The sequence below is a fragment of the Pseudoalteromonas sp. 31A1 genome, assembly GCF_011378815.1.
Lineage (GTDB): Bacteria > Pseudomonadota > Gammaproteobacteria > Enterobacterales > Alteromonadaceae > Pseudoalteromonas > Pseudoalteromonas arctica.
This window is the reverse complement of sequence record NZ_WTKY01000004.1, coordinates 106,858-123,111: the sequence shown is the minus strand read 5'-3', so window position 1 is coordinate 123,111 and position 16,254 is coordinate 106,858. Positions and strand designations below refer to the sequence as shown.

Genomic DNA, 16,254 nt, shown 5'->3' with positions numbered 1-16,254 from the left:
ATGCTAATTCTTTGTGCTAATTTTTTACTTTAAAATATTTTCATTTTGTCATATGTCCTCAGCTTCCTCTTAAATCGACCATTTACAAATAAATTAATGGTCATATTGACTATATCTTTTTTATGCAAATAAAAGGCGTTGCAGTGCTCACGCAGATAATTTGCATTGTTTATAACTATTTTTATTAAGCGTGTTCATATGGGCTTATTGTTTGGATTTTTCCGTTTTCGTCGTGCTCAAGCTTAGCCATTTTCATACTGCGTAAATGGGTTTGCCCGCTCGATAACGTACTGTCGTGATAAAATAAAAACCAATCACCATTGTGCTTAACAATTGAGTGGTGCGTGGTCCAACCCAGTACTGGGTTTAAAATAACGCCCTGATAGGTAAATGGTCCGTACGGATTATCGCCCGTTGCATAGACAATTTTGTGTGTATCACCCGTTGAATACGAAAAATAATAAACACCGTTGTGTTTGTGTACCCATGGGCCTTCAAAAAAGCGGCGGTTGTTATCGCATACTGTAATTGGTAAGCCACTCTCATCAAGTACAACAACCTCTTTTACGTCTTCGCTTAGGCTGATCATATCTTCCGATAATTTTGCTACGCGTGCTGGAATTGCAGCTTCACCATTTTTTGGATATGTACCTTCTTTGTTAAATTCGCTTGTTTGCCAATTTTGTAATTGGCCGCCCCACAAGCCACCAAAATATAAATAATGGCTTGAGTCGTCATCTTCAAATACAGCCGGATCGATACTAAACGTGCCTTGAATGTAATCGTCTTCTGCTTTAAAGGGCCCTGTTGGGCTGTCACTTTTTGCAACGCCAATTCTGAAAATACCTTGCTGATCGCGTGCCGGAAAATAAAGGTAATACTGACCAAGTTTATGCGCTGCATCGGGTGCCCACATTTGCTTGCTTGCCCATTTTACATCGTCTACACAAAGTGCTACGCCATGGTCTATGGCTTTGCCTGTGCTTTCGTCCAGCGAAAACACATGGTAGTCGCGCATTGCAAAGTGGTCGCCGTTATCATTAATTTCATTTTTTGATTCAATGTCGTGCGACGGATAAATATACACTTTGCCGTTAAACACATGCGCTGACGGATCGGCTGTATACATGTGATCAACTAATACATTGTGATTTTGTATTAACGAGTTGGCTCGTTGTAAGTCTTTTAACTGTTTAAGTTCAGCGTCACTTAATCCATTAGATGGGGGTGCTGCTTGCGCTGTATTTTGCATTTTTACTCCTAGTATTGCCTGCCCAATTTACACTTTTAAAAGGTGCAAAATGGACTGCTAAATTAGTTTATGGTTTTGTTATCAGCCAGCTTCGTTTGAATGCGCTTTACTTCAGGCTCGGTAAGTTTGTAACGTGTTATAAAAATTAAACATGCCACGGTACAAATTACTGGAATACCAGCAAAGGCGAGTAAAATGCCTGATAACGTGTGTTCTGATTGCTCTTGATTTGGTACGTAGGCGTACCCTGATAATATCCAGCCTGCAATAGCACCGCCAATTGCAAAGCCTAGTTTTATTGCTAATAAATGACCCGAAAACGTAACTGCCGTTAATCTACGGCCAATTTTTAATGCGCCGTAGTCAACCGTATCAGCCACCATCGAAAACATAATTGGGGTAATAATCATGTGAGCAAAGTTAGCAATAAAGTACACAATAAAAATGGTTACGATTGCGTCGCTCTCAAGTACGTAAAACATGCTGTGAGAAATAATTACGACCACTAAAGCGACAATGAAAAGTGTTTTCTTTTCAATAAATTTGGTTAAAAAGTTGGTAGATATAGCGCCCAATACTGAGCCAATTGCTGAGAGTGTTAAAAAGTTAGAAGTAAGCGAGGCTTCCCCTACGTAGTACTTAATATAATGCGGCGCTACTGAGGCTCTAACGCCAATTAAGATTAATGTTGCTAGGCTTATAACGGCTATAACAACCCATTGATCGTTTTTAAATAGGCTTAAAAACTCAAGAAAGGCATTCTTTTTACTTTGCGCGGGTTTAACTTGTTTGGTTTCTTTGGTCATTTTAAAACACAGTAAAAAACACGCTGCGGCAAGTCCGCCTAAAAACACCATTGCTAGCGGGTAACCTACTACATCGTTGCCGTCGCCAAAAAAGGCAACCAGCTTAGGCAGTGCCCATACAATTACAAGCAGTGCTGCCATTGCCATTGCAAATCGGTATGACTGTAGCGATGCGCGCTCTTTAGGATCGTTTGTCATTACTGCGCCAAGTGCACCGTACGGTATATTAATGGCGGTATAACACGTCATTAATAGCCCGTAAGTTAAGTAGGCATATATAAGCTTGCCCGTAGAATCAAAATCTGGGGTTATAAATGCTAAGCAAGCAAACACACCGTACGGAACAGCTAAAAATAATATGTAAGGACGGTAAGAACCCCAACGGCTGCGCGTTCTATCAGCAATGCTGCCCATTATTGGATCGGTAATACCATCAAATAAACGAACCGCTAAAAGTAGCGTACCCGCAGCAGCTGCAGATAAACCGTAAACATCGGTATAAAATATCAACATAAAGTTAGCGACCATTTGAAATACAATATTACTGGCTGTATCACCTAGGCCGTACCCTATTTTTTCTTTAATTGTGAGTGTGTGTTTTGTGTTGTTCATGTGTGCTCAATTTTCAATGCAAATCGATATAGTCAAAAATACTATATGCATTTTTAGCGCATGTAAACATTTATGTTACATTTTTAATCAACTGGTAATTTATTTAATACATGACGCTAATTTGGCGTTAAATTTACTAACATACAAAGGCATTAGCCGTTCAATAAAAAACCACTACTTGGCCAAAATAAAAAAATGTGTGTTGATACATTAAATTAGGTACAGCTGAAATAGCGGTTAATTAAATAGATGTGATTGTTTTAGATAGGATTTATAAATGTTTTTTATTTGCGCTTTAATCGCCTTTTATATACTCTTAATAGTCTTTATAACAATATGTATGTATAGCATTGGCTGAGTAATTTATGCACCATAAAACATCAAATATTTCTAACAATATTGACGAAGAATCGATTCCTGATGACTGCATTAGTAATCTAACCGTAGATAATATTGTATTTGCTATTCATGAAGGTAAGTTAAAAGTGCTGCTGGTTAAATATAATCGCGGTCTTGCAACAAGCCAATGGGGTTTAATTGGTCATTGGGTTCGTAAAGACGAAAACTTAGACCTTGCAGCTCTGCGTGTTGTTAAAAGTACCACCGGTGTTGAAAACCTTTATTTAGATCAGTTAGGTGCATTTGGTAACGTAGACCGCTACCCCGCTAGGCGTATTATTACTATTGTTTACTACTCGCTCGTGCGCTTTGAAGAAACCAATCTTGTGAGTGGCGATAACGCTGTAGAGTGTGAGTGGTTTGATGTAAACAACGCACCTGCTTTAATGTTTGACCACGCCGACATTTTAAAAAGTGGCCTTGATTACTTACGTTATAAAGTAAGGCACGAGCCTATCGGTTTTAGCTTACTCCCTGAAAAATTCACCCTGCTTGAGCTACAAGGAATTTACGAGTCGATTTTAAATAAGTCACTCGATAAGCCTAACTTTAGACGTAAGTTTCAAAAAATGAACTTATTAATAAACTGCAAAGAAAAACAAACCAACGTAGCCCACAGAGCTGCTACTTTGTACCGTTTTGACATAAACGTATATGAAAAATTAAGAGAGTTTGGTTTTACATTTGAGTTTTAAATATTCAAAAACATTATTAGATTAAAGTTTGGTCTTTAAGGCCAAACAGCATGCTGCTAAAGTGTATGTGTTACTTATAATTCGCCCGCATTATTAATACACACTAATCAAAAAGGAGCTTTTTACTTGAAACTTACGCCGCCCTAGGCAACCACTCCCTTTTTCATCAGCACGTTGCGTGCACCCTTAATCGCCATCTGCGCGAGAATCACTGTTATTTAAATAAAATATTCCCCTATACTTTGGGAAACTAACTAATTAGGTTACTTACATGTTTGATCACGTAAAAAGAGATTGGCTCTCTAATATTCGTGGCGATGTGCTTGCTGGTATTGTTGTGGCGCTTGCCCTTATACCTGAAGCGATTGCCTTTTCTATTATTGCGGGTGTTGATCCAAAGGTGGGGTTATACGCCTCATTTTGTATCGCGGTTATTATTGCCTTTGTAGGCGGACGCCCAGGAATGATTTCGGCGGCAACCGGAGCAATGGCGCTGCTAATGGTCACGCTGGTTAAAGACTACGGTCTTGAATATTTACTGGTTGCCACCTTACTTACCGGCGTAATACAAATATTTGCAGGGTTTTTAAAGCTCGGTGAGTTAATGCGGTTTGTATCACGCTCTGTTGTTACTGGGTTTGTAAACGCATTGGCTATTTTAATATTTATGGCGCAATTGCCTGAGCTGACTAATGTTACTTGGCATGTTTATGCGATGACCGCAGCGGGCTTGGGTATTATTTACTTATTTCCGTATATTCCCACTATTGGCAAAATACTTCCCTCTCCTTTAGTGTGTATTGTTGTTATTACGCTTGTTTCACTGTTTTTAGGGCTTGATATAAGAACCGTTGGCGACATGGGCGAACTGCCAGACACCCTACCTATATTTTTATGGCCCGATGTACCACTAACACTCGAAACACTGCAAATTGTTTTACCCTACTCAATTGGTCTTGCTGTTGTGGGCTTACTTGAATCGATGATGACCGCGACTATTGTTGATGACTTAACCGATACAACGAGCGACCGTAATAAAGAGTGTAAAGGTCAAGGTATTGCCAATATTGGTGCAGGGTTATTTGGTGGTATGGCGGGTTGCGCCATGATTGGGCAGTCTATCATTAACGTTAAATCGGGCGGTCGTGGTCGGCTCTCAACGTTTATTGCCGGTTTGTTTTTAATCATCATGGTGGTGTTTTTAGATGAATGGCTACGGTTAATTCCTATGGCTGCATTGGTTGCTGTAATGATTATGGTATCGATTGGTACGTTCTCTTGGGCATCCGTTAAAGATTTAAAAAAGAACCCGCTTTCATCAAATATAGTGATGATTTCCACCGTTATTGTGGTGGTTGCTACGCATAACTTAGCCATTGGTGTTTTAGTTGGCGTATTGTTAGCAACGTTGTTTTTTGCCAATAAAATTGGTCGCTTTATGGTGGTTAAAACCAATCATGATGAAATCAACGACCAAATAACCTATGAAGTTGTTGGTCAAGTGTTTTTTGCCTCCGCTGAGCAATTTATAGCGTCATTCGATTTTAAAAATGCGGTTGCTAATGTAGTAATAGATTTAACCCATGCCCACTTTTGGGATATAACAGGAGTATCGTCACTCGACAAGGTGGTTATTAAATTTAGGCGTGAAGGCGCAACAGTTGATGTTATTGGTATGAATAGCGCAACCGAAACCGTTGTTGATAAGTTTGGTGTGCATAACAACCCTGAAGAAGTCGAAAAACTACTTGGCGGACATTAAGGAGAATGTAATGACTAAAATAATTACCTGTGTTGATGGCTCAGCCATCACTAAAAATGTAACCGAAGCCGCTATTTGGGCTTCAAAAAAGCTAAATAAACCCATTAGTTTTGTACATACGCTTGAAAAAGCCCAGCAAACTAATATCGGCAACTACTCTGGCAGCATTGGGATTGGCGCGCATTCTTCGCTGCTTAGTGAAATGGTAGCCCTTGACGAGCAGCGCTGCAAAGTAAGTTTAAAAATGGCTGATGAATTATTAAACTCAGTAAGTGAGCATGCTAAATCGGCAGGCATTATTAATTTTGAGTTAATTAAGCGCCACAGTGATTTGCTCGATACCGTTATCGACTTTAAAGACGACGCTCGCCTTATTGTTATTGGACAAAATGGTACTGGGCATAGTAATAGCTTAGCGGTACTTGGCTCACATATAGAAACTCTAATACGCAATGCAACCCAACCTATTTTGCTTGTTCCTGAAACGTTTAAACAACCTACGTCATTTATGATTGCGTACGATGGCCGCGAAACAGCCGATAAAGCGCTACAACAAGTGATTGATGGCGGTTTATTACACGGCTTACATTGTCATTTAGTGAGTATTAAAAACAACGAAGAAGACCTTGAAGAAAAGTTTATTAACGCGCAATACAAACTCACCAGTATGGGTTTTAAAGTGTCAGCAAGCTTTTTAGAGGGCAATATTTTTAACTCGTTAATGCAATACAAAGAGCAAAATAATGTAGAACTAATTGTAATGGGTGCGTTTGGCCACTCTAAGCTAAGGCAGTTTTTTGTAGGCAGCAACACCCTTAAAATGCTCGAAAACAGCGATGTGCCTGTGGTTATTTTAAAGTAAGGCTCCTTTTAAGTAAGTGGTTATTTAAAAAAATTTAATAGCCCACACCAAAAAGCCTAAAATCACTTAACTGATTTTAGGCTTTTGGTTTTTGGCTTAGCCTGGGTTTTAGTTTTAGTTTTAACTTTAAAGTAAGGTTGAAGGTTGAGAGCCGCTTTATTTTTTAACTTCAAACTTTTCGAATAAAAACTGAATAAACGACGTCACCTTTTGAGCCACAAATTTTCTATGCGGATAAATAGCAAATAAGCCAAATTCAAATGTTTTATAGTCCCGCATAACCTGCACAAGCTTACCCGATGCAATATCGTCTCTCACCACTATTTCAGGGATTAAGCCAATACCGCCACCCGCAACAACAACCTCTTTTACAGCTTGCGGATTATTAACCGAAACACGCGAGTTTACGCTTGCCGTTAATGCCTCACCACTTGGTGAAACTAGAGGCCAATGGCGACCTATTTTAAAGTTGCTATCAATCACTGTGGCGTGTTGTTCAAGCTCTTCAACGCTCGTAGGAGCACCAAAGCGGTTTATATAATCTGCCGAAGCACATAAAATTAAAGGGTAACTGGTAATTTGCCTCGCAATTAAATTAGAGTCAGACACACTGCCAATTCTAATTGCTAAATCAACCCCCTCTTCTAGCAAATCAATTGTTTTGTCAGAAAGCACTAAATCAATACTTAAATCAGGGTATCGGCTCAGTAACTCAGGCATTAACGGCGCAAGGTTTGATTCACCAAACGACACCGGCGCACTCACCCTAAGCTTTCCGCTGGCAAGCGCTGTTTGACCCGATAAGTTATCGAGCATTTCGCTGTAGCTTTCAATAACGGGCACTACGCTTGCGTAATAACTTTGCCCCGCTTCGGTAATCGAAATTCTACGCGTGGAGCGGTTAAATAATCTAACCCCTAAGTCTTGCTCTACAATGCCCACGTATTTACTAACCAGCGCCTTTGAAAGCCCTAGTCTGTCGCCTGCGGCTGTAAAAGAGCCTGTTTCAACAACCGCGATGATTGTTTTAATGCCAATAATAGTATCCATGATTGTCAATATAGCATTGACATTAATTCCTTGCTAGCTCGGTTTTTCAAAACTGACAATAGTGAAAGAATAGCGTTACTAAAAATCACTATTCAAAATTAAAAACAGGACAACCCATGAGCAAACTAACGCTATACCGTTTTACTTTATCTGGTCATTCACACCGCGCAGAGCTATTTACATCGCTTTTAAAGCTTGATGTAAATATGGTTGATGTGGCACTGCAAAACGGCGCACAAAAGCAAGCTGACTTTCTAAAAATGAATATTTTTGGACAAGTACCGGTACTCAAAAATAACGATGACGTTATTAACGATTCAAACGCTATTTTAGTGTACTTGGCACAAAAATTTGATGCTAACAGAACCTGGTACCCTGAAAATGTTACGGTTCAAGCGCACATTCAACGCTGGTTGAGTGTTGCTGCGGGGCTTGTGGCTTCAGGCCCTGCTGCAGCGCGTTTAGTTACTGTGTTTGGCGCGCAGCTCGATCATCAAAACGCTATAAACATTGCCCATTCATTATTTAAAACCATGGATGCGTACTTACAAAACCGTGAATACTTAGTAGGCACTCAGCCAACTATTGCCGACATTGCCAACTTTTCGTACATAGCACACGCACCAGAGGGCGGCGTATCTCTTAGTGAATACCCTAATATTTTAAGATGGTTAAGCAACGTTCGTAAACTTGACGGCTTTATAGCAATGCCTGAAACAAAAGCAGGTTTACTGGCTTAGTTTTTAAGCTTTAAACACTGTTTTATAAGAGGCTATTTAGCCTCTTTTTTTGTGTGTTTATTTAAATGGAATCTAAAAGCTAGTGCATAATATTTATAATTGGCAATAACTTACAGAGTTTGCTATTAATATAAATTAACAATATGAGGACATTTTCATGTAAAAATAAGGAAAGGTTCTCTGATAAACCTGCTAGATTCTTTGAGGTAAGTATGGTGTTTCCAACAGATAGATTGTATAAATTCTCTTCATTCAATGAAAATTCATTATCCGCTTTAGCTGATCAAACTGCCTGGTTTTCTGATTTGGATTCTTTGAATGATCCATTTGAAGTATCTGTCAGATATGAAGTTCCTAAAAAAGAATGTGATAAAATTGTTCAATACTTAAATGCTACTGCAATCTATATGGAAAAAAATTTAAATATTTCTAAAGCTGAAGCTTTCGAACTAGCTAACAAAGCCTATCAACAAAATCCTGAAGTATTTTGTAAAAACTTTGAATTAGGTATCGAACATGTTAAGAACGAACATTCGACTTTGTTAGGTTCTCTGAATATATTTTCAACTTCTTTAGATTTACCAGACGATTCGCCGCACAGTGAAAATATGCTGATGTGGTCACATTATGGAGCGGGTTTTACTGGTTTCTGTTTGCAGTTTTCTGCGTCAAATTTTCTAAATTCGATTGAAGAATTAAACCCCGATAGCAAAATTGGGTATTGTAAAGTTGATTATATAACCGCGTCATATGTAGTTAATCCAATTGATTATGCTCCTTTCATTACCGAACAATATTTCAGTGCTGTAAGATTTAAGCACGAGCAGTGGAGATATGAAGGTGAGTTACGCTTTATAAGTGGTACCAGCGGTTTGCACCGTTATTCTTCTAATGACCTTGATAAAGTATATATTGGTTTTAAAATGCCTTTAAATAAGCGAAAGGTACTTATAGCTATCATTCGCCAATATTTTCCAAATACTGAAATATACCTAATAGAAATAGATAAATCATCATATAAAATTGTTGCAAAAAAATATTAAAAAAGAATTTAAATAGTTAGTTCGATTCAACTTAACTTCATGAATAAACGTGACATCTATCCTAAATTTTTCTTGAATTGAATATTTTGGTTAAGGATCCGTACTCAAACATCACGTTGACGTTGGTAACGATTCAACTCCATAGCAATACCTAATTTTTTATAAAGCACTTAAAGATAATTTCATAAGCTCATTTTTTACTTAATTTTAGCTGTTGGAGTTATTCTACAACCTCGCCATGTTCTCTTTCACAATATAGACGTATACTTAACTTAATACGTTATCAAAAGGTCGTTGTAATGAATAAAAAAGTAGAAGCTTACGGCGTTTCATCCGTTGATAGACCTAAGATTAAAGCAACTAAAACTTTAGATTTATCGGGTGAAGCAGGTAAGCAAATTGTAATATCTGAAGCTAAGTTAGCTTTAAAAACACATAAAAAAACATTTACTAAATTAGCTCGCATGTAATGACGATAAGGTGACTCAAAACTAAAGTAACGTAAGCTTTATAGCTCTAAATCAAGCTCATCAACGCCTTTAGCCGGTACAGCGCAGCAAATTAGCGCCTGCCCTGTCTCTACCGGGTAACTGACGTTATTGCGATACACCACACTCCCTGCATTTATTTTAACTGCACAACTGCCGCAGCTGCCGTTTCGACAACCAAACTCAGGTTCTAAACCATGGGCTTCGGCTACATTAAGTATAGTGTTATCGCCTTTATTCCAGCGTTGTTCAAAGCCCGATTTACTAAATTTAATTACGGTGTTTTCAGCCTCTTCTACGCTCATTTCTTTGCTTTTAGTAGGCGCTTCGTTTGTGTTGAGTACTTTGCGGTTAATAGCGGAGGGGCCAAATGCTTCAGCAAATATGTTTTTATCCTGCACACCGAGTAATAAAAGCTCATTATATACGTGCTGCATAAACGCATCAGGTCCGCATAAAAAGAACTCGTAATCATCAAGTGGTAAATAATACCTAAACACATCAGCATTTATTCGCCCTTTTAAATCAAAGCTTTCGTCTTTTAAATTAAAGCTCTCATCTTTTAAGTTAAAACCATCGCCTTGCTTTTCATCAAGCACAGGCTGCGATAAAAGTGAATAGTAATCAATTGCCCCGCCAATCGTATCTGCTAACGTTTTCAGCTCGTTGTAAAACGCACGCTGTTGGGCGTTTTTAGCACTGTGGAAAATATGCAAAGGGCGTGTATAGCGGGTTCTTACACCTTCATGAGCAATGTGTTTAGCCATTGAGATCATAGGTGTAATCCCTATTCCACCACCAATAAGTACCGCAGGTTTGGTACTGGTGGGGTCAATAAAAAACTGCCCTTGTGGGTATTTAGCTAAAATAACGTCGCCTACTTTTACGTTATTATGAAAGTAGTTAGACACCTCGCCACTGAGCTCTTTTTTAATCGATAACCGATAAAAGAGTTCATGCGGGCTTGATGAAACGGTGTAGGTTCTAGTAACAGGTTTGCTATTACTGTTGTTATTGTCGCTATTTTTACTTGGTATTTGTACGGTTAAGTGCTGCCCAGCTTTAAACGGTAACAAGGTTGTATTGTTGTGCCCTTCTAAATAAAAGGAGGTAATTACATCACTCTCTTTAATTATTTTAGTTACTTTTAAAGGCTGCCAAGTATGTTTGAGTTTTTCGGCTTGGTTGTTTTTATCAGCCTCAAGCCACGTACCCGTCATTTTAGTGTTAGGTGAGTAAGAATCAAATTTAGCACTAAACGGGAGTAAATTTTTAAGCCACATTCCTTTAGTGAGGGTAAATTTCCAGCCCCGATCTGCACCAATAAAACCTTTAAGCTCTGGGTGCCCATCCCATAAAATTTCAACGCTGCCGGTAAGCATTAATACATTACCCGTATCAAAATCAGGAAATAACAAACCTGCTTTTGGGTTTAATAAAAAGTTACCCATGGTATTAAAAAAATTGTTACCTGCGTAGTCAGGAATCGTTAATGTATTACCTTCGCGCTTTACAAAACCCGGCAACCCACCACGGTGAGAAACATCAACCCCTTCAATTTTTGGATTGTTTTTAGCAGTTATAAAGCTTGAAACAAAAAATGTATCGGTGGTGTCAATTAACGCAACTGCTGCGTTATCAAGTGTATTAAATTCAACTTTTTGTACCGTATTACTTTTAAGTAAGGGATCTCTATTAAACGTTAAGTCGCGCGTTTGAATATACTGCGGACAATTACCAAAGGATTGATCAACACTAAAACTCACCTTATTATCGCTAATTACCTCACCTACACGCACATTTAAACGGTTACGCCTACGCGTGCTTAGCTCAATGCCTAATAAACCAATTGGCGAGCCGGCAATTTTTAACGTGTTATGTAGAGGGTCGTTTTTATCAACCGCATGGGTCATTAATAACGACGTAGGAGTTGGGGCGCTTAAAAAGCCTGACTGCCCCGAAACAATAGATACCCACACATCTGCGTTTTCATCAACACTGCCTGCAACCACAAACGGTAACTGCTCAAAAAATGCTTGATGCTGCTCTGGCATAAACGAGCGCACAGCACGCTTGCCAAATGTTGCCATTATTTCTCGTTTACCGAGTTTGTCTTGTATTGCCAGCTCGCCTTCATGAAAAGGTGAAGCATCTATTGAGTTTGTGTTAGTCATTTCGCTCGTAATTTGTGTGCGTATTTTATGGGTTAAATTTAACTCAATACACAATAAATGATAATGGGTGTTTTATTGACTGATAATGCACAAAACAATGACAATACTTGCACCCTATTAGTGCCAGGCGCGCACCAACATATAACAAAACTGGTTTTATCCTCACTCTAAAAACACATTAAATGCCTTTTAAACAATAAGTTATAAAACTGGCTGTGTTTTTGCAAACATTCTATTAACAAGCCTGTTTTACTTACGGCAAAAATTTAGGTTGTGAACACACTAGCTATTAGCAACCATCGGCAAAGAAGCCCGCACACAGTTATGCATAATGCGTATTTGTGGCGGGCTTTTTTGTTAATTGTATTTAAACCGTCACTTTAAGGAATGCCCTATGCAAACCTCGCAAAAAATACTCATTATTGGTAATGGTATGGTCGGACACCACTTTGTTGAGCAAATGCGCCAAAGCGATGCCAACGCAGACATTACTGTACTTTGCGGAGAAGCAAATCTTGCATACGATCGCGTGTACTTATCAAGTGTATTTGATGGTAAAACGGCTGCCGATTTAGCACTTACCACCCACGACAACTACAAACAGCTCAATATTAATGTGCATACAAGCCAGTGGGTTGAAGGCATTGATAGAACAGCAAAGGTAGTGACCACACTAACGGGTGAGCAATACCCGTACGACAAACTTATACTTGCAACCGGTTCGTTCCCGTTTGTGCCGCCTATAAAAGGTAACGACCAACCCCATTGCTTGGTGTATCGCACATTAGAAGATTTAGAACAAATAAAAGCCAGTGCAGCCGTAAGTAAAAGCGGTGTAGTTATTGGCGGTGGTTTATTAGGGCTTGAAGCCGCAAATGCAATTAAACAACTAGGGCTTGATACCCACGTAGTTGAATTTGCGCCGCAGCTTATGGCTGTTCAGCTTGATGGACAAGGCGGTACGCTACTAAAAAATAAAATAGAAAAACTTGGCGTAACAGTACATACATCAAAAGCGACCAGCGAAATAGTCAAAGGCGAAACGAGCCGCTTTAGATTAAATTTTTCGGACGAGACATTTTTAGAAACAGACTTGATTTTGTTTTCTGCCGGTATTCGCCCGTACGACCAACTAGGTAAAATTGCCAATTTAGAACTGGGTGAACGCGGCGGTATTATTATTAATAACCAATGCCAAACATCTGATCCTGATATTTTAGCCATTGGTGAATGTGCCCTGTGGGAAAAAAAGCTATTTGGCTTAGTTGCACCAGGTTACAACATGGCACGCGTTGCAGCGAGCCAATTAAGTGGTGGCGAGCTTGAGTTTTTAGGTGCTGATATGAGCACAAAACTTAAGTTATTAGGCGTAGAAGTAGGCTCAATTGGCGACGCTCACGCAAAAACGCCAGACTGTAAAGAACTTATATACCAAGACGCTATTCGCGGTTGTTATAAAAAAATCATACTAAGTGAAAAAGGCGATAAATTACTGGGCGCTGTACTTGTTGGCGACACAAGCGATTACGATACATTACTACAGTACATGCTTAACGACATGGACTTACCCGAAAACCCTGAGTGCTTAATTTTGCCAGACAGCGGTGGCGCACCGTCGCTATCGGGCAGTGCCCTACCCGACACCGCCACTATTTGTTCGTGTCACAATGTGAGTAAAGGCGACATTGTAGGTGCAATTGATGGCGGCTCATGCGATTTAGCTTCAGTAAAGTCATGCACTAAAGCAGCAAGCGGCTGTGGTGGCTGTGCAGCGTTATTAAAATCAGTTGTTGATAACGAATTAGCAAGCCGCGGAGTTGAAGTTAACAACCATGTATGTGAGCACTTTGCGTATTCACGCCAAGAACTACTGCATATGGTTAAAGTAGAAAGCATTAAAAGCTTTGATGACTTACTAGCTAAACACGGCAGCGGTCATGGCTGTGAAATATGTAAGCCGGCAATTGGATCTATATTAGCCTCAACATGGAATGACTTTATTTTAGAGCCTGCCCATGTTGGCTTGCAAGACACTAACGATACGTACTTAGCAAATATGCAAAAAGATGGTTCGTACTCTGTAGTACCGCGTATTGCTGGTGGCGAAATAACGCCCGACAAACTCATTGTAATTGGACAAGTAGCAAAAGATTTTAACCTGTACTGCAAAGTCACTGGCGGTCAACGTATTGATTTATTTGGTGCACGCTTAGAAGAGCTTCCTGTTATTTGGGAGCGACTTATAGAAGCCGGATTTGAGACCGGTCATGCCTATGGTAAGTCTCTTAGAACAGTTAAATCGTGTGTGGGTAGTACGTGGTGTCGTTATGGTGTGCAAGACAGCGTTGGACACGCAATCGAAATTGAAAACCGCTACAAAGGATTACGTGCACCGCATAAATTTAAAATGGCGGTATCGGGTTGTACCCGCGAATGCGCCGAAGCACAAAGTAAAGATATTGGCATTATAGCTACCGAAAACGGCTGGAACTTATACGTGTGTGGTAATGGCGGTATGCGCCCTCGCCATGCTGATTTATTTGCGACCGATTTAGACACGCCAACACTGATTAAATACATTGACCGCGTGATTATGTTTTACATTAAAACAGCTGACAAATTACAACGTACGTCGGTATGGATGGAAAATCTTGAAGGCGGTTTAGACTACCTTAAAAGCGTAGTTATTGACGACAGCTTAGGCATTTGCGACGAGCTAGAAGCGCAAATGGAATTAATTACACAAACCTATGCATGTGAGTGGAAAAAAGCAATTGAAAGCCCAGATGCAGCCAAACGATTCCGCCAGTTTGTTAATAGCCCCGAAACCGACGACAACATTTTGTTTGTGCAAGAGCGTAACCAAATTCGCCCTGCAACAGAAGCCGAAAAACGTGAGCAACGTAATACACAAAACCGTATTCCAGTAATGGAAGTTGAAGAGGAGCAAGCTGATGTCTTGGCATAATATTGGAACAACCGATAACCTAGTGGCTAATAGCGGCGTGTGCGCATTAGTTAATAATCAGCAAGTTGCTATTTTTTATATTCCACAAAACCCAACGGCTGTGTTTGCTATTAGCAACTACGACCCTATTGGTAAAGCGAATGTATTATCGCGTGGCATTATTGGCTCTATCGATAATAAATTAGTGGTCGCATCGCCTTTATATAAGCAGCACTTTTGCCTAGAAACAGGTGAATGTTTAGAAGCAGAAGCAATACACTTACCGGTTTTTAATGCAAAAATTGAAGACGGCAGTGTATTTATAAGCTCTGAACCAAAAGTTACAACGGCTGTGGCTTAGGGGAATATTATGAGTGTACTGTCTTATTTTTCGGGTATTGAAAACGTGTGGTTAAATAAGCTTGTTACCAAGCTAACAAGCTCAAATAGTCGCAGCGCCAAAAGTGGCAACGTTTATATAATTGGTGCAGGCCCAGGAGACGCAGAGCTAATTACAGTAAAAGCGCAGCGTTTAATTAATACCGCCGATGTTGTTTTGTACGATTGGCTAGTAAGTGACGATTTACTAAAAACACTACCTAAAAAAGCACAGCGTGTATTTGTAGGTAAACGTGCAGGTAAGCATTCGATGACCCAAGCTAACATTTGCGAACTACTGGTTAAATACGCGCAACAAGGCCTAAACGTAGTGCGTTTAAAAGGCGGCGATCCGAGTATATTTGCACGTATTAACGAAGAAGCCGATGCGCTTACAAAGCATAATATTAATTTTGCTATTGTTCCGGGTGTAACAACGGCTTGTGCTACTTCTGCTTATACAGGTATTCCGCTAACAGCAAGAGACGTAGCGCGCAGTGTTACGTTTTTAACGGCGCAGTTTGCCGATCCTAACAAGCAGCCTCATTGGAAAAATTACGCGTTTATGCCTGGAAACAACAACCCCACTTTAGTGGTTTATATGGGGCTTTCGCGCTTACAAACGCTAAGCAACGGTTTACAATCAGTGGGCTGGCCAAGTAATACACCCATTGCACTAATCGAAAATGCCACTACTACTAAGCAAAAGGTAATTACCAGTACGCTTGAACTGATAGTAAATGAGCATGCTAAACACAACCTTCAAGGCCCTACCCTAATTATGATTGGTGAAGTGATAAATCATAAAATGGCAATTAGCCCTGAGTTATTAAACAGTATAAATGTTAACGCATGATACAAAATGAATAATGCACTTTTCGCGCTTACTACCTCCCCAGGAGTAGGCGCTTTTTTTGTTTTTAATTTGGGTTCAAGTTGTGTGCAATAACATGCTTTAATGCACCAAATAAGTTAAAAGTAATGGTAAGTTAAATTATAGAAACACAGTGACAAACAAAAATAACACTTTAAGTAATTGTATTAGC

13 protein-coding genes are annotated in these 16,254 nt (G+C 39.6%); 9 read left to right on the top strand and 4 right to left on the bottom strand.

The window, feature by feature from the left end; translation table 11 throughout:
• Window positions 1–184: 184 nt before the first annotated feature.
• Together GQR52_RS05945 and GQR52_RS05940 are read right to left on the bottom strand one after the other, a co-directional pair.
• Window positions 185–1,252 (bottom strand): glycoside hydrolase family 43 protein, encoded by a 1,068-nt coding sequence (locus tag GQR52_RS05945; protein ID WP_165727803.1) that lies wholly within the window; start codon window positions 1,250–1,252, stop codon window positions 185–187.
• A gap of 62 nt (window positions 1,253–1,314) precedes the next feature.
• On the bottom strand, window positions 1,315–2,670 hold the full coding sequence (locus GQR52_RS05940; protein ID WP_165727802.1) for an MFS transporter: 1,356 nt from the start codon (window positions 2,668–2,670) through the stop codon (window positions 1,315–1,317).
• Window positions 2,671–3,035: 365 nt separating this feature from the next.
• Here GQR52_RS05940 and GQR52_RS05935 point away from each other — a divergent pair, with 365 nt between their 5' ends.
• The 3 genes from GQR52_RS05935 to GQR52_RS05925 all read left to right on the top strand — a co-directional run bounded on the left by GQR52_RS05935 (window position 3,036) and on the right by GQR52_RS05925 (window position 6,388).
• Window positions 3,036–3,764, top strand: coding sequence for an NUDIX domain-containing protein (locus GQR52_RS05935; RefSeq protein ID WP_165727801.1), 729 nt, complete (start codon window positions 3,036–3,038; stop codon window positions 3,762–3,764).
• Between the two features lie 271 nt (window positions 3,765–4,035).
• Entirely contained in the window at window positions 4,036–5,526 is a 1,491-nt protein-coding gene (locus tag GQR52_RS05930; protein ID WP_165727800.1) for a SulP family inorganic anion transporter, read from the top strand.
• 10 nt (window positions 5,527–5,536) lie between these two features.
• Window positions 5,537–6,388: a universal stress protein gene (locus tag GQR52_RS05925; protein ID WP_165727799.1), complete on the top strand. Its 852-nt coding sequence runs from the start codon at window positions 5,537–5,539 to the stop codon at window positions 6,386–6,388.
• A 156-nt stretch (window positions 6,389–6,544) separates the two neighbouring features.
• Here GQR52_RS05925 and GQR52_RS05920 read toward each other — a convergent pair whose 3' ends face one another.
• Window positions 6,545–7,438: a LysR family transcriptional regulator gene (locus GQR52_RS05920; protein ID WP_165727798.1), complete on the bottom strand. Its 894-nt coding sequence runs from the start codon at window positions 7,436–7,438 to the stop codon at window positions 6,545–6,547.
• A gap of 116 nt (window positions 7,439–7,554) precedes the next feature.
• On the opposite strand from GQR52_RS05920, the gene GQR52_RS05915 reads away from it, so the two are divergent.
• From GQR52_RS05915 to GQR52_RS05905, 3 genes are all read left to right on the top strand, one after another.
• Complete coding sequence (locus GQR52_RS05915) at window positions 7,555–8,178, top strand: glutathione S-transferase (protein WP_165727797.1); 624 nt, start codon at window positions 7,555–7,557, stop codon at window positions 8,176–8,178.
• Window positions 8,179–8,390: 212 nt separating this feature from the next.
• The gene (locus GQR52_RS05910) at window positions 8,391–9,221 is read left to right on the top strand and encodes a DUF2971 domain-containing protein (protein WP_165727795.1); all 831 of its coding nucleotides are present in this window, start codon (window positions 8,391–8,393) and stop codon (window positions 9,219–9,221) included.
• Between the two features lie 299 nt (window positions 9,222–9,520).
• Entirely contained in the window at window positions 9,521–9,691 is a 171-nt protein-coding gene (locus GQR52_RS05905) for an acetyltransferase (protein WP_165727793.1), read from the top strand.
• A gap of 38 nt (window positions 9,692–9,729) precedes the next feature.
• Here the strand turns inward: GQR52_RS05905 and GQR52_RS05900 are convergent, their stop codons facing one another.
• Window positions 9,730–11,883 (bottom strand): pyridoxamine 5'-phosphate oxidase family protein, encoded by a 2,154-nt coding sequence (locus tag GQR52_RS05900; protein WP_165727791.1) that lies wholly within the window; start codon window positions 11,881–11,883, stop codon window positions 9,730–9,732.
• Window positions 11,884–12,277: 394 nt separating this feature from the next.
• Here GQR52_RS05900 and nirB point away from each other — a divergent pair, with 394 nt between their 5' ends.
• From nirB to cobA, 3 genes are read left to right on the top strand one after another with little or no spacing between them, the layout of a single operon-like run.
• Window positions 12,278–14,851, top strand: coding sequence for a nitrite reductase large subunit NirB (gene nirB, locus GQR52_RS05895; protein ID WP_165727790.1), 2,574 nt, complete (start codon window positions 12,278–12,280; stop codon window positions 14,849–14,851).
• A complete protein-coding gene (gene nirD, locus GQR52_RS05890; RefSeq protein ID WP_165727789.1) occupies window positions 14,838–15,191 on the top strand; it encodes a nitrite reductase small subunit NirD in 354 nt (117 codons plus the stop codon). The genes nirB and nirD overlap by 14 nt, the downstream gene beginning before the upstream one ends.
• A 9-nt stretch (window positions 15,192–15,200) precedes the next feature.
• Complete coding sequence (gene cobA / locus GQR52_RS05885) at window positions 15,201–16,064, top strand: uroporphyrinogen-III C-methyltransferase (protein ID WP_165727787.1); 864 nt, start codon at window positions 15,201–15,203, stop codon at window positions 16,062–16,064.
• Window positions 16,065–16,254 lie beyond the last annotated feature (190 nt).